This window comes from Eximiradius proteiniborus (assembly GCF_058546985.1).
On the sequence record NZ_CM178592.1, the window covers coordinates 1761006 to 1775117 of the forward strand.

The following is a 14112-nucleotide window of genomic DNA, read 5'->3' on the forward strand; positions in this document are numbered from 1 at the left end:
GCTTCTATTCATCCAATGACTTCAAGTCATCGGATGAATATAGAAATGAATAGAGAAATATAAATTACTATGCAATTCTACGAAAATACATATTACCATATTTACAACAGAACTAACAACGAAGAGGCACTTTTTCGTTCAGAAAGCAATTATCTCTATTTTCTAAAAAAATATCGTTATTATCTGGACGAATATCTGGAAACAATTGGGTATTGCCTGATGCCTACGCATTTCCATTTTCTGGTAAGGGTGAAAGAAAACAGCAATTCATCCGATGACTCAAAGTCATCGGATGAATATTCTGAATACTCTCGCAAAATATCCAATCAAATAGCTGTTCTTTTAAGATCATATTCCCGTGCTTTCAATAAAATGTGGCATCGTCACGGCAATCTTTTTAATCAAAAAACAAAAGCAAAGCCTGTTTCGTCTGATAAATATTTAGTTACCTTGCTAACATATATTCATCAAAATCCGATTCGTTCGGGTTTTGTAGATAAAGCAGAAGAGTGGAAATTTTCGAGCTATCAGGATTATATTGATCTAAGAAACGGAACATTGCCAAGCAAAGACATAATTCTGGGAATGATCAGGAAAAATGAACTGAAAGAACTAACAGAGAGGAAGCTGATAAAGATACGTTAAAGACCCCGGGAAACCTTCGGAAGGCTCCGAGCCTTCCGAAGGTTCTCAGATTAAGGTTTTAGGGAACCTTCCGAAGGTTTAATACCTTCGGAAGGATTATAAGAAAAAGATTATTTGATTTTTGATAAGGAACCCATATGAAAATCGAACTAAAAGAAATTACTGTGAGAGAATTAGCCGAGGGATACAAAGATAACGCCGAAGAAGGTGTAGTCGGCTATGGTGGTCGGTTAGATATTCGCCCGCCATATCAAAGGGAATTTATTTATAAAGATAAGCAGCGCGACGCGGTAATCAATACAATAAGGCATAATTTTCCCCTAAATGTAATGTATTGGCACGTCAGGGAACCTTCCGAAGGTTTAGAACCTTCGGAAGGTTTACTATACGAAATTATAGACGGTCAGCAGCGGACAATTTCGATTTGTCAATATGTAAATGGTGATTTTTCGTTCGGGCAGAGATATTTCCACAATTTGCAAAAGGACGAGCAGGAGCAGATATTGAACTACAAACTAATGGTCTATTTTTGCAGTGGAACCGACAGCGAAAGATTAGACTGGTTCAGAACGATTAATATTGCAGGCGAAAAGCTCACAGACCAGGAATTGCGGAATGCTGTTTATGCCGGCTCGTGGGTTACTGATGCAAAACGATATTTCAGCAAGAATGGTTGTGCGGCATATAATCTGGCTAATAAATATTTAGATGGCTCCGCTATCAGACAAGAATATTTGGAAACAGCTATAGATTGGATTTCGGAAGGAAAAATAGAAGAGTATATGGCAAAACATCAACACGATGTTGATGCAAAAGATTTGTGGGTATATTTCCAAAGAGTTATTGAGTGGGTGCAAAGAGTTTTTCCTGTCTATCGCAAAGAGATGAAAGGAATTGAATGGGGCAGATTGTATAATAAATACAAAGACCAAAAGTTTGATGCTGCTGCTTTGGAAGAGCGAATAAAAGAATTAATAGACGACGAGGAAGTTCAGAACAACAAAGGTATTTATATATATTTATTAACAGGAGAGGAACGACATCTCAATCTCAGGCAATTTGATGACAAGATTAAAAGAAAAGTGTATGAAAAGCAGGAAGGGATTTGCCCAATTTGTAAGAAACGTTTCGAGATTCACGAGATGGAGGCAGACCATATAATTCCCTGGCACCAGGGTGGCAAAACCGTGATAGACAATTGCCAGATGCTCTGCAAAAAAGATAACAGAATAAAATCCGGGAAATAAAGAGTGTGAAAAAAGTATTAGATGGGCTCCACTTTGAAGGTGCGGGGCATCTGTTTCAGCTACCCTTCGGAAGGCTTCGAGCCTTCCGAAGAGTATAAAACAGATTTCCCAATACTACTTTCTATATTACGCCGTTTTCCTTTGCTATTTTCACGCAATAAGTTTCGTCTTTGCAATTTTCAAGAATATCATAATTATTTTTCAAAAACTCAATTGCACCAAGTCCTTTACTTTTCGTACCGAAATACTTTATCAACACAGTCGGCACAAAATACAAATCAAAAGTATTGTTCTCATTAGGTCTAATTCCAACTATAACATCCGAAGTTTCAGGCGATTGTATGTATGTTTTAACATCTGATTTGTATTCTCTATCAACTCCACCTCGTGTTCCCCCAGTAAAACTGATACTTGTTCTTGCTGTTTTTACTTGCACTCTTATTATATCTTCTTTACCGTTTTCAAGCTTACGAGCAATAATGATGTCATACGGAGAGAGTGGCAAATCAACCAATGAAACATTTTGATAACGTTTCATTAATAAACCTACTACAATGTGTTCGTGAGCGAACCCATCAATTGATGCTTGTTTGCCTATTTCTTGGTTATTTGGCATACTACTTTTTCAAAACTATTATCCAATCTGTAGTAATTCTTTCTTCTCTTGGAACTTTTATAAAATGTTTAATTATTTCGGAACCGAAATAATTTTCGACTTTATAACCAATATTTTTTGAAATATTCATTAAATATTTCCAATTTTCAAACAATTCTCCTTTGATACGATTATTCCCAACTACAATTATATATCTGCCACCAGGTTTTAATGCTCTGTAAACCTCTTTTAAATTTAAAGTCATATCGTAGATATACTTATATGCAATATATGCTCTTCTTGGATCGATTTTATATATTGCTTCTATTTTCTTGTCGGCAGATTCTTCTCCTGTTTTATGTAGATGTTTATATTCTCTTGCTTTAACCACTTCCGTGCCAATATGAGCTTCTTTAAGTTTACTCAACGATCCATTTGCTAATCCAAGCCAATACATTTCTAACTGGTGGGTTCTGGGATAATCTACAGCATTTACATACGGTGGCGAAGTTATTGCAAGATCAAAATAATTATCAGGATATGTTAAAAATCTGGCATCATTCCCATCCGGTATTTCTACAATAGGTTTGGTTTTAAGTCGATTTGTAAAATCAATAACTCTGTATGAATTAATAATTAAATTTTCTGCAAATTTTGTCAACGCTAACGAAGGGTATATTTCCTTTTTTAATTTTTTTCTAACCACCGTTCTTGTGCAATTATCATCTGCATTAGAAACAGCACGAATAATAGACGACATCGAAATTAAACATAAGTCTTTTATATCGTTGTCGTCGGTAGAATTTAATATTATTTTTTTTATGAATGCCAATTCTAACAATATTTCTTTGGCAAACCAATTTTCTCGATATGGAAATTCCGGAATGTCTTCACTATCTACCATTTTCGGATTATAAGCAACAAGTTGTTTGAGAATCCTATCAATCGTTTCATTTAGTTCAAATTTATCAATAGGTGTAGTTTTAACTTTAGCAAGATACCTTGCAAACGGATCAACATCAATTGCAACCGAATTTCTGTTTAACAATATCGCTTCAACGTTTGTGGTGGCACTTCCTGCAAACGGGTCTAATACAAGATCGTTAGGTCTTGAGTAGCGATTAATTAACCATCTTGGCAATTCAGGAAAAAATTTTGCTGGATACTTATGGATTCCGTGCGTATATCTTGATTGGTCGTAACTAATAAACAAAAACCTTTGACCATCAATTATAGGAAGGTCAATGGGTATATCTCCATCAACTCTGACAAGGGTTTCTCCAAATTCATTTGTAATTTCCTTTACGTTTGAAATATCTTCAAATGGCAAACTTCGAATTGGTTGCTTAAATATTTTTTTTTTAACAACCTTTTCTTTAATTTTCTCTATCGAAATCGGATAATAATTCATATAAATTTTTTTAATGTTTCTCTAAATACCCAAATTTATTAAAACCCTCTTTTTCAGATATCGCTGAACGGTTTTTCAATATTTACATAACAAATCTACAAAAGTCTTTTATTATATCAAAATATAATAATATCGTTTATTCTATTTATCCAATCCCTACCTACCGAAGGTTTCGAACCTTTGGTAGGGTAACGAAATTCAAGTATTGCAAAGTTGAACTCCACCTTCAAGGTGGAGTTCAACTGTTTTTGTCTAGATGTTTCTGCTACCCTTCGGAAGGCTTCGAGCCTTCCGAAGGTTACTTTATGGCTTCTTTTATTTTACCGTTTTGCGTAATTATTGCTTTATATCTGCTATTATTCCTTTTCTGTTATTTAAGTTGAACTCCACCTCTAAGGTGGAGTTCAACTGTTTTTGTCTAGATGGGCTCCACCTGAGAGGTGGTGTCCATCTGTTTCTGCGCGATTACTTTTTCAGCCGGCTCCGCAGAGCGCTTGGCGTTAGCCCAAGATAGCGCGCTGTTTGTGTTTTGTTGCCGTTAAATTTGGCAAGTGCTTTTTGAACTATCTCGTAGTTAAGTTCTTCAAGATTAATTTCTTCTTCAGGAAGCACAAAACTTCCGGGTCGCAAAACAAATTTATCGGCATCACCTAATTGACTGTATTCCTCGAGAAATGAAATATGATGTGAACGTAGTTCGTAATCATCGTAGAGCAAAACCACCCGCTCGATAGCGTTTCTGAGCTCTCTCACATTTCCGTACCAAGGATGTTCCTGCAGGATTTTTACAGCATATTTTTCAATAAGTCTGAATTTCTTGTGTCGTTCTACTGCAAAATGAGTCAGGAACATCTGAGCCATCGGAGCTATCGCTTCTTTCTGCTGCCGTAGCGCGGGCAACACCAAATGAGCGGCACACAGCCGGTAATACAAATCTATTCTAAAACGGTTGCTCTCGACCATATCTTTCAAATTCTTATTCGTCGAAGCAATAATTCTCACATTCAGGGGAATTTTCTCAACTCCACCCACACGGTAGAATGCCTTTTCTTCGAGAACGCGAAGCAATTTGGCTTGCAGTTGGTTCGGAATTTCACCAATTTCATCGAGCAGTAAAGTGCCACCCTGAGCAATATCGAGTTTGCCGCGTTTGCCACCGCTTTTTCCACCAGTAAACGACCCCTCGTCGTAACCGAAGAGCTCGCTCTCGAACAAGCTTGGTGTGATAGCAGCGCAGTTAATCGTAACAAACGGCTTTTTGTTGCCTTTTTCTCCGTGATGAATTAGCGAAGCAACAATTTCTTTGCCTGTTCCGCTTTCGCCTTCGATAAGCACAGGTATATTGTCCTTGCTTAATTTCAAAGCAGTATCGACAATTTTCTGCATTTGAGAAGAAAATACACCTATTTTGCCAATTACCGGATGTTCATAACAAGAATAGTGCAGCAACAGACTTTTTTCTTCTTTATCTTGCGTCAAATTTTTCGGTTGTCTGTTTTCAGAAAGAATTTTGTTGATAATATCCGCAACGTAACTAATTTCGATAGGCTTTACCAAATAGTCGTAGGCACCCTGACGAATTGCTTCAATACAAGTGTCTAAATTTGCAAATCCAGTAACAAGAATAACCTTTGTATTATGTAGATTTTTCGATGATTTAATTTCACGAAGTAGTTGCATCCCGTTCATCCCGGGCATTCGAATGTCGGTAATGACAATCGGTGAACTATGTTGCTCTAAATATTGGAGTGCATCATAAGCAGAGGAAAACTCAGTAACCGGAATTGACAAAAAGTCCCGAATGTAAACTGCAAGCATCGTGCGACTACTATCGTCGTCATCAACTATCACAATGCTATTCATACTAATCACCTATAAACATTGGAAAGTTTATTATAAACGTAGCCCCGCCATCCTCGTTGTTCATTGGCTGAATCGCACCTTTGTATTTATCCACAAACATTTTGACAATTGCAAGCCCCAGCCCGGTTCCGCCAGCATTCTTCCGGGTAGAAAAAAACGGGTCGAACAGCTTTTCTTCTTTTACATCTGGCAACCCGATTCCATTATCGTAAACTATTAAATATGCATATCCGCCTGTAGATTTTGTCGCAATTCGAATAGTTTTGTTTGGCTTTTCGCAAGTGTCGAGCGCATTCACTGAATTTGTAACTAAATTATTCACAATTAGCTCGATATGAACTTTGTTAGCTTTAATAGGCAATTTCCCTTCTGCCAGAGTAGTTTCGAACAATATTTCGTGGGACTGCACTCTCATTTTGCTTAGATTTATAGCCGATTTTATACAGTCATTCAAGTCTACAATTTCAAGTGATTCAGTGTTTGAATCTAACCAGAGCGATCGCATATGCTGAATAATTTCGTCAATACGGAGTGTTGCTTTGGAAATTCCCTGTATCATATTGATTATTGGACCCGGGAGCGGGTTTTTATTTGCTTTATCCCAGGTGAGAATGCTTTCAGCCCCAATCCTTATGGCATTGAGCGGTTGCGAGATTTCGTGAACAATGCCACCTGCAACTACACCAATCGAAGCAAGGCGAGCTGAATTGTGAACTATTTCTAAAGCTTCGTTGCGGGCTTTGGCAGCTTCGATTGTAGCTTGCATGGCTTGCTCGCGGATACGTTCAGTTTGCTTGCGTGCACCAATATCTACAATACTTGTAATAATTGATTGCGGATTACCGGAGCTATCGTATATCAGTGATGCATTTATTTCAACCTCGATCACCTTACCATTGATCGGTTTCGATGCTATCTCGAAATTTTTCAAATAACCTTGCTTAATCGTAATATTCAAGGCTTCTTTTAATTTTTCGAAATCGCTTTCATCAATTAAATCGAAAACGCTTTTGATAGTTGCAAAATCTATATTCTCCTGCGAAAAGTAGTTAGTTGCGTCGTCGTTTGCATACAAAATATTCGCGTTTAAATCAAGCAGGAAAACCGAAACAGGAAGCGTCTGCAAGAGTCCTTCATATAGTTCTTTTTGCTGAATGAGTTCGCTTGTCGTGTTCTTAATATCGGTAATGTCTCTTAATATACTGCAAACCAATACGCCTTGCAAACTGTTAATAAGCAATCGGGTTAGTCTCACATAAGCTATTTTTCCACTTTTTCTTCTAACGATTAACTCATCTTCTCTTTGCTGCAACGATGGATTTTGTTTTAGTTCAAGCAAATTTTGCAAAAACACTTCTTCGTTTTTTTTAAAATTATCATTAATCACTATTCTTCTTGAAAATTCCCAGACTTTCTCGCCTACAATTTCATCGCTTGAGTAGCCTGTAATATTCTCAACGGCTCGATTTACATCGATAATAGTTCCTGACTGATCTATAAGAAAAATTCCATCGCTAATATTATGAAATACAAGTCGAAATTTTTCTTCATTTTCACGTAATTTCCTTTCGCTTTCAACTCTTGCAGAAATATCCCGAAAATATGTAAATAGCAGAATTCGCTTGCGATATGGAATAGCTGTCAGCGACACATCAACATTGATCTGCCTCCCGTCTCGGGTAGTATGCACCCAGTCGAACCTTTTGTAGCCATTTGCATAAGCATCTCTTATGTATTCTAACGCTTTATCTTTCGACCTTCTATTGTCGGGTTGAATTTCAGGCGAAATATCATACGGACTTCGTCCTATAATTTCGCTTTTATCTTTCAAGCCTAGCATTTTTACTGCAGCCTCGTTGCAATCTATCCATCTGTCGCCGTCAATAAGCAGAATTGGGTCGTCCGAACGCTCAAATAGCAAGCGGTATTTTTCCTCGCTTTCAGCAAGGGCATCCTGAACAATCTTGAATTTTGTAATGTCTGTCAGAATTCCTTCAACAAATTCGATCTCGCCTTTTTCGTTGTATATGGCTCTGGCAGATTCTATCGTGTGAAGAGTTTTGCCGCTCTCAAGAGTAACAGTTGCTGTAAAATCGTCTATTACGCCAAATTTAGAAACCAAATCAAAGAAATCTTTTCTACTGTAGGATAATTCTTTAGCAGAAATTATATTACCTTTTATTTCGAATAAATCTCTAAAATACTTATTTGCATATACTATTGAACCATCTAAACGTGAACGATAAATTCCAACTGGAATTCTATTTATAAGGTCGTCAATTTCGGTCGTTTCGACTTTGAGCGTCTCGATTACAGCGGCAAGTTGCTCTCTCGCTTCCATAGTTCACTTTTTCATTATACCATCTTGATTAAAATATAATGAATAGAAAATTAATAACATAGAAAAAATTTACGAAAATTCATTAGTAAAAATAAATTAATACTATTTTCATCATTTATTAACTTTTAAGTCAGATATAGAGATTTTATTCACTGATATTTAATTATACAGTGCAGAAAATACTTGATAATGAGTTCCATTATTCCTTTCTTCTTAGCAATCCGACTACTAATGAAATGAGAGAAGCCAGAAGAGCCACCATCGGCAACACATCTGGCAGTTGCACATAAACTGTCCTTTCCTTCATCAGTGGAACTGTGGAAGCTATCGCTGTGGCTGTGTATTGCTGAGCCTCCTGAACAGACTTGCCAAGCGGGCTAATGAACCCCGTTACTCCAGAGTTTGCACACCGGGCGATGTATCGACGTGTTTCAATTGCCCGAGCCGCCGCCATCAGATAATGCTGACGCGGTCCATAGGTAAAGTCGTACCAGGAATCATTTGTAATAACCGAAAGTAAGTGTGCTCCGTCCCGAACAAAACGCGTAACAAACTCCGGATAAACAGACTCAATACAAATGATTGTCCCTATTTTCGCAAATTTATCTTTGTTCCGCACCTTCAAAGCGTATTGCTTTCGCCCAATTCCCCACGAGGATATTCCCACACTCCATCGCAACCAGTTTTGTGCAAATGGAATTAAGTCCACATAAGGAAAACGCTCGCCGAACGGAGTAAGCCGTGATTTTCTATAAAGTTGCGGATTGTCCGTTTCATACGGCTTCGGGTTTAGCAACAATGCAGCATTGAACGGCTCGTAGCGCTCGCTTGTATCGAGAAGCCACTGCCTTGCTGTAATCGGTGCTTTTCTTCGGTCTGGATAGAGGTAATATTCAGTAAAACCTGTAAGCAAAGAAATTTGTTTATTGTTCAACTCATCTGTGATATACGGGTAGAAATGCCCCCAATTCACAGCCAGACTTACAGTAGGTATTGCTGTTTCGCTCCAGATAGCGAGGTCTATATTGCCATTGTGCGAATGATAGATAGAATCCTGCAAGGAAAGATGATAATAAATCTGTTCAATTGGATTGCCATCCCATTTTCGCCAAGGATTTATATTCGGCTGAATAAGGGCGACATTTATTTTCGGACTTTTTTCAAGTAGTTTTGCGTGATTATACTTACCATACGAGTAAGCACCATAAATATATGGCAATAGCAATATCGCCATAAATGAAATTGTGTATTTTCTCTGCGGCAGTTCCCATAAATTTCGTAAACGGACACGCTTCGGCAGCTTTTGCAAATGCTCAACAAGTTTCAGACACAACACATTTGCATACAGAACGAGCAGAGACGCTCCCCAAATGCCTGTTATATCAATAAACTGCACCCACATTGTATTCTGAGTCTGCGTGTATCCAAGCGTTAGCCACGGGTAAGACGCTTCGCCCAACGAATGCAAATATTCGAACGCCAGAAAACCTATCGGAAAAGTCCAAAGTGCCGTATCTTTGCCAAATTTCTTTCTTATTGTAAAATAGAACCAGAACGGAATTAAAAAGAACAACGGATGAATAAAACACAACGCAAGCCCGCTCCCAAGCAAAAATGGGTCGGTTTCCCGCTGAAAACTCGCAATCCACCAGTTTGCAATTGTATGATAAAAAAAGAATGTAATATAGACGTAAAAATATTTTCTCTTTATCTGGTCGCTACTGCCAAGCATCCAAAGCAACGGCACAAGCGCCACAAACGCAAGCAAAAACAATGGCATCGGCGGAAATGCAAGCCCCAGCATAACCCCCGAAAGAGTTGCAAAATATGCTTTCCGTTTATCCATTTTTCCCAAAATTTAAATATTTGTTCCAGATTTTGTAGAGTTCGAATGTTGCCGAAACATCTCTCAAACAATATTTTGCTATCGAAAGAATTTTCCCTGCGAGAAAATATTCGGTTACTTTCGAGCCATCAATACCTTCAGCCTTTGGCGAAACAAGCCCGAATGCCCGTGCATAAAAATCAAAATTGTACCGGCGGGTTGGACCATATTGCGAGGAACTGTAATAAGTGAGTTCATCGAGCAAATCCACGTGCCGCGAATAATTATAACGGTTGCCATCCATCAGATTCCGGCTTGGCCGCATCCCGAGCAATGCAGAACGCAGCATCAAAAACGGTGCGTCGAAATTCCTCCCGTTAAACGAAATTAATGTAGCATTGCGGTCTTCTGCCAACTCTTTCCAAAACTGTTGGATAACCCATTTTTCATCTGAAATATAATATTTTGTCTGGTCGTGCTTGTATAATTTGGAATTCTCCCTGTCGCTTTCACCAAACACGCTCAGTTCGTCGCTTTCTGACACTTCATCTACTGGCGGATATGTGCAAAATGCAATTTTTTTGTCGGTCCTGAATTCGTTTGTTGCCGGGTCGGTTGAAATACGGGTCATCCCTATGCAAACAACCTGTGCGGTAAGCGGCGAAAGCCCCATTTCTAACTTTCTGCGTTCTGCTTCCTCTTCGTCTTTTGCGTTGCGAAGCAGATATTCCTGCTGACTTTCCGAAAAGCTACCGAATGGAAGCGGAGAAGTCTCGATGTCGAAAACAATGTATTGCATATTTTCACCAAATTTATTCTTTCCAAAAATACGAAAAGTTGTATATTAAAATAATCAATTTTACATTATTATAATTTTTATATGAACGCAAAAGAAATAATCGAACTTCTTCGTTCGCTCGAAAATCCTGAAAACAAAGCAGGTATGGCTCGCTTCGGGATTAATGCTGAAAATGCTTTCGGCATTTCTATGAAAACTCTGGAGCCTATAGCTCGAAAAATCAAAAAAAATCACGAACTTGCTCTCGAGCTTTGGGAAACCGGCTTCCACGAAGCCCGCATTTTATCTATACTAATTGCAGACCCCAAAAAAATAACATCAGAATTGATGGACAAATGGACTGCCGACTTTAATTCCTGGGACATCTGCGACCAGGCTGCAATGAAGCTCTACTGCAAAACTCCGTTTGCCTGGCAAAAAGTATTCGAATGGGCTCAAAACGAGCAGGAGTTTGTTCGACGTGCCGCGTTTGCAACTCTGGCGGCTTTGTGCCTGCACTACAAAGAAAAAAACAATGAACCTTTCGAAAAGTCTCTCGGATTAATAATTCAGTATTCTCGTGATGAACGCAATTTTGTAAAAAAAGCTGTCAATTGGGCTTTGCGTCAAATCGGGAAACGCAACTCAGAGCTCAATCGCAAAGCAATCGAAACAGCTGAGGCAATTCTTCGTGACTATCCTGATTCTAAATCTGCCCGCTGGATTGCCCGGGACGCTCTGCGTGAACTTCAAAACGAAAAAACTCTTGAACGAATCAAGAAAAAGCAAAAGTAAATAAAAAAAGCACCGAACTTTGTCGGTGCTTTCTCTTTTATCTCGATACTATCAAGACTGGCTTGGTGATTATTCCTTCTTTGCTCGCAATCTTCACGATATATACTCCGTTTGCGATATTATTGCCGCATCTCATCAATTCAACTTTGCCACTTGCTAAAATTTCGCCCGAAAAGTGTATCAAATCGCCCAATATTGAATAAATTTCTACGCCTTGTATATGAAGAAATCCGTTTTTAACGTCAAGCAAAACAGAATTTGACGACTTATCAAAGTATATCTCATAATTCTTTTGTTCGATTGGTGAGCTAACATCATCCGGATTAACTCCATAGCCAATTATAGGAATATTGACCGTGCCTTTTTTCCTGTCGTTTGTGCTGAACGAAAGCGAACTTGTCGTTTTCCCCGTTTTGTTTGGAGTAAACGAAATGTCTATCAACAGAGAATCGCCATCGCCCAGAATAGCTTCACCATTTTTATTAAGTTCAGGAACGATTTTTTCTATTTTCAGACCTTTGTTTGCACCCATTAAGATTTGAGGATTTGCTAAAATTACGCCTTTGTTGTTTGCAGGCTTTACAATCATCGTAATTGTTTTGCTGTTTCCGACCAATACATTTCCAAAGAGCAGGGAATCTGGTGCATACAAAGCAGTAGGCTGATTATCAACAATAAAGCTATGACGTATCTCGCTACCAAAATCTACAGGGAACTGATACATCAGAATATCATCACTTTTTAAATTTAAATTCCCATTAGTAAGTTGATAGTAACGTTGGTAATACCAAAAGCCAAGTCCGCAATTGAGTGAATTCTCGAATACCAACTCATATCCACCGTTTTCTAAATTAACTGTATCTTTGTATTGTGTGCTCGGCTGATAATCACCTCTCGAAAATACTTCTTTGCCATCTGCGCCTAATAGTCGTAATTTATATGGTTTATATCCATTGTAGTTCGAAAACAAAACATTATAGTTATTTGTCTGCAAGTTAATTGATAAATTTTGATAATATGAAGCAGGAATATCGTATTCAGAAACTGACGTGTTATTTCTTGCGTATTCATCAATTTCGTCATTTACTTTCGTAATCTTGGCAACAAATTTTTTGGTTTCTGTCGACCAATCTGAATAATCAACCGGCGGAAGAGCAATTTCGACAGCTTCGAGTGAATTAATGTTGCCTTCCCAGGTGTAATGATAGATATTCGCCCCTTCTATTCCATATTCAAAATCAATTTTGTGAATTGCCTGCGAACCCCGATTGCGAACAATCAGTATTGGACTTGTTGCCGAGGGATTATATCTCAGATAAATGTCTTTTTTGCTCGGACGCACAATGTCGGCAATTTCTGCATCTAATCTAAAGTTCAAACTATCGTAAACCACTAAATATGACGAAATCACCCAGTAGCCAACTGTGTTGCTCCCACTTTGATATGGCTTGTTGTAAAATTCCATATCATAATCTAATTTAAACGAGCTACCCGCCAAGTATGGAGTAATTTCAAAATCATACGGATACACAACAGCGCCCGGACACCAGTTTGTTCGGTCCAGCAGCCAGGTGCCACCCTGAGGAAACAGTGCATTATCGGAACACTTTCTCCACACCTCTTGTGTGTATTTTATCACGTCATCCACTTTCACAAATGCATTCTTACGGCAGAATTCGCAGCAATTATCTTCGTTTCCTCCGAATCCGTGCCCTGTCTGAATAACTTTGAGACGAACCATTTTTTCGCCTTGCAATAGTGAAATATTGCGCGGAGATAGCTTTGATTCTGTATCCTTATTATATACTAAATAAGGATAATCCCACACTCTTTCCAATCTCCTGATATTTCTTTCGGGAATACCTTTGATAAAATCAAATGTAATATTTATTTCCTGCTGTTGGTTTGGTGCATCAATATAGACTTTGCCAGTTAGCAACGGAAGAAAATCGCTTGCATCCACTACCCAGGTGAACCCATCATCGCCTGCATTCAATCCTATTCCATACGGGGTGATAAACCTCAGTATTTCAAATGTTTCCGCAATTGTAATTTCGTCCTTGTAATATACCCGCTGTTTTTGCAAATATATAGTTCCATCGCCCGGAACATATACGGAATCAACTTTGCCTTGCTGATTTACAAAATATCTGTAATACGGAAGCCAAACATATTTCGTTTGCTTCACATTTGTTTTTTCTCCGTCTGTTTCGTAATAATTTATTTCGTGAGGATTCATCGGCAACGAATCAATTCTGTAATTCCCTTCTTCGCCCGAAACAACGTAGCTCCACGAAGTGTCGTTTCTGAATACTAAACTATCGACCACTGCCCCATCCACCCGAAAGCTCGGCAGATAAAATTGTTTTACATATACATTTGCTATATAGTCCCATTCCCCGCAAGGACATTTGATTGTGTAGTTCATCAGTATCTTTTCAAATGATTCATTTGCCTGCGGAAACTCGAACCAACCGTATTTTGGCTTGTTGTAGTCAATTGTTCGGACAACTATCGTGTCCGATGAGAACAAACTAAACGAGGTTGCAATTAAAATTAATAATTGAGTAAAAATAATTCTTTTCATATTAATCCTTTTTTAATCATTAATT

General features: G+C 38.3%; 10 protein-coding genes. 3 read left to right on the forward strand and 7 right to left on the reverse strand.

Annotated elements, in window-relative coordinates; genetic code table 11:
• The first annotated feature begins 69 nt into the window (after window positions 1–69).
• Window positions 70–645, forward strand: a complete 576-nt coding sequence (locus ACY2LT_RS07320) for a transposase (RefSeq protein ID WP_491814853.1) — start codon at window positions 70–72, stop codon at window positions 643–645.
• Between the two features lie 137 nt (window positions 646–782).
• Window positions 783–1892 carry an HNH endonuclease family protein gene (locus tag ACY2LT_RS07325; protein WP_491814855.1) on the forward strand — a complete coding sequence of 370 codons (1110 nt, stop codon included), beginning with the start codon at window positions 783–785 and terminating at the stop codon, window positions 1890–1892.
• 121 nt (window positions 1893–2013) lie between these two features.
• Here the strand turns inward: ACY2LT_RS07325 and ACY2LT_RS07330 are convergent, their stop codons facing one another.
• From ACY2LT_RS07330 to ACY2LT_RS07355, 6 genes are all read right to left on the reverse strand, one after another.
• A complete protein-coding gene (locus ACY2LT_RS07330) occupies window positions 2014–2508 on the reverse strand; it encodes a hypothetical protein (RefSeq protein WP_491814856.1) in 495 nt (164 codons plus the stop codon).
• Between the two features lies 1 nt (window position 2509).
• Window positions 2510–3898, reverse strand: a complete 1389-nt coding sequence (locus ACY2LT_RS07335) for a DNA methyltransferase (RefSeq protein ID WP_491814858.1) — start codon at window positions 3896–3898, stop codon at window positions 2510–2512.
• A 465-nt stretch (window positions 3899–4363) separates the two neighbouring features.
• Entirely contained in the window at window positions 4364–5761 is a 1398-nt protein-coding gene (locus tag ACY2LT_RS07340; protein ID WP_491814859.1) for a sigma-54-dependent transcriptional regulator, read from the reverse strand.
• A gap of 1 nt (window position 5762) precedes the next feature.
• Window positions 5763–8102 (reverse strand): PAS domain S-box protein, encoded by a 2340-nt coding sequence (locus tag ACY2LT_RS07345; RefSeq protein ID WP_491814860.1) that lies wholly within the window; start codon window positions 8100–8102, stop codon window positions 5763–5765.
• 199 nt (window positions 8103–8301) lie between these two features.
• Entirely contained in the window at window positions 8302–9948 is a 1647-nt protein-coding gene (gene lnt, locus ACY2LT_RS07350; protein WP_491814861.1) for an apolipoprotein N-acyltransferase, read from the reverse strand.
• On the reverse strand, window positions 9941–10726 hold the full coding sequence (locus ACY2LT_RS07355) for a ribonuclease H-like domain-containing protein (RefSeq protein ID WP_491814862.1): 786 nt from the start codon (window positions 10724–10726) through the stop codon (window positions 9941–9943). Before ACY2LT_RS07355 ends, lnt begins: the two co-directional genes overlap by 8 nt.
• A gap of 81 nt (window positions 10727–10807) precedes the next feature.
• Here ACY2LT_RS07355 and ACY2LT_RS07360 point away from each other — a divergent pair, with 81 nt between their 5' ends.
• On the forward strand, window positions 10808–11500 hold the full coding sequence (locus ACY2LT_RS07360; protein ID WP_491814863.1) for a DNA alkylation repair protein: 693 nt from the start codon (window positions 10808–10810) through the stop codon (window positions 11498–11500).
• A gap of 37 nt (window positions 11501–11537) precedes the next feature.
• Here the strand turns inward: ACY2LT_RS07360 and ACY2LT_RS07365 are convergent, their stop codons facing one another.
• Window positions 11538–14087 (reverse strand): peptide-N-glycosidase F-related protein, encoded by a 2550-nt coding sequence (locus tag ACY2LT_RS07365; RefSeq protein ID WP_491814864.1) that lies wholly within the window; start codon window positions 14085–14087, stop codon window positions 11538–11540.
• Window positions 14088–14112 lie beyond the last annotated feature (25 nt).

What these genes read in the sequence shown, in the direction of transcription:
- ACY2LT_RS07320 (WP_491814853.1), top strand. Translation starts at nt 70, where the DNA reads ATGCAATTCTACGAAAATACATATTACCATATTTACAACAGAACTAAC.
- ACY2LT_RS07325 (WP_491814855.1), top strand. Translation starts at nt 783, where the DNA reads ATGAAAATCGAACTAAAAGAAATTACTGTGAGAGAATTAGCCGAGGGA.
- ACY2LT_RS07330 (WP_491814856.1), bottom strand. Translation starts at nt 2,508, where the DNA reads ATGCCAAATAACCAAGAAATAGGCAAACAAGCATCAATTGATGGGTTC.
- ACY2LT_RS07335 (WP_491814858.1), bottom strand. Translation starts at nt 3,898, where the DNA reads ATGAATTATTATCCGATTTCGATAGAGAAAATTAAAGAAAAGGTTGTT.
- ACY2LT_RS07340 (WP_491814859.1), bottom strand. Translation starts at nt 5,761, where the DNA reads ATGAATAGCATTGTGATAGTTGATGACGACGATAGTAGTCGCACGATG.
- ACY2LT_RS07345 (WP_491814860.1), bottom strand. Translation starts at nt 8,102, where the DNA reads ATGGAAGCGAGAGAGCAACTTGCCGCTGTAATCGAGACGCTCAAAGTC.
- lnt (WP_491814861.1), bottom strand. Translation starts at nt 9,948, where the DNA reads ATGGATAAACGGAAAGCATATTTTGCAACTCTTTCGGGGGTTATGCTG.
- ACY2LT_RS07355 (WP_491814862.1), bottom strand. Translation starts at nt 10,726, where the DNA reads ATGCAATACATTGTTTTCGACATCGAGACTTCTCCGCTTCCATTCGGT.
- ACY2LT_RS07360 (WP_491814863.1), top strand. Translation starts at nt 10,808, where the DNA reads ATGAACGCAAAAGAAATAATCGAACTTCTTCGTTCGCTCGAAAATCCT.
- ACY2LT_RS07365 (WP_491814864.1), bottom strand. Translation starts at nt 14,087, where the DNA reads ATGAAAAGAATTATTTTTACTCAATTATTAATTTTAATTGCAACCTCG.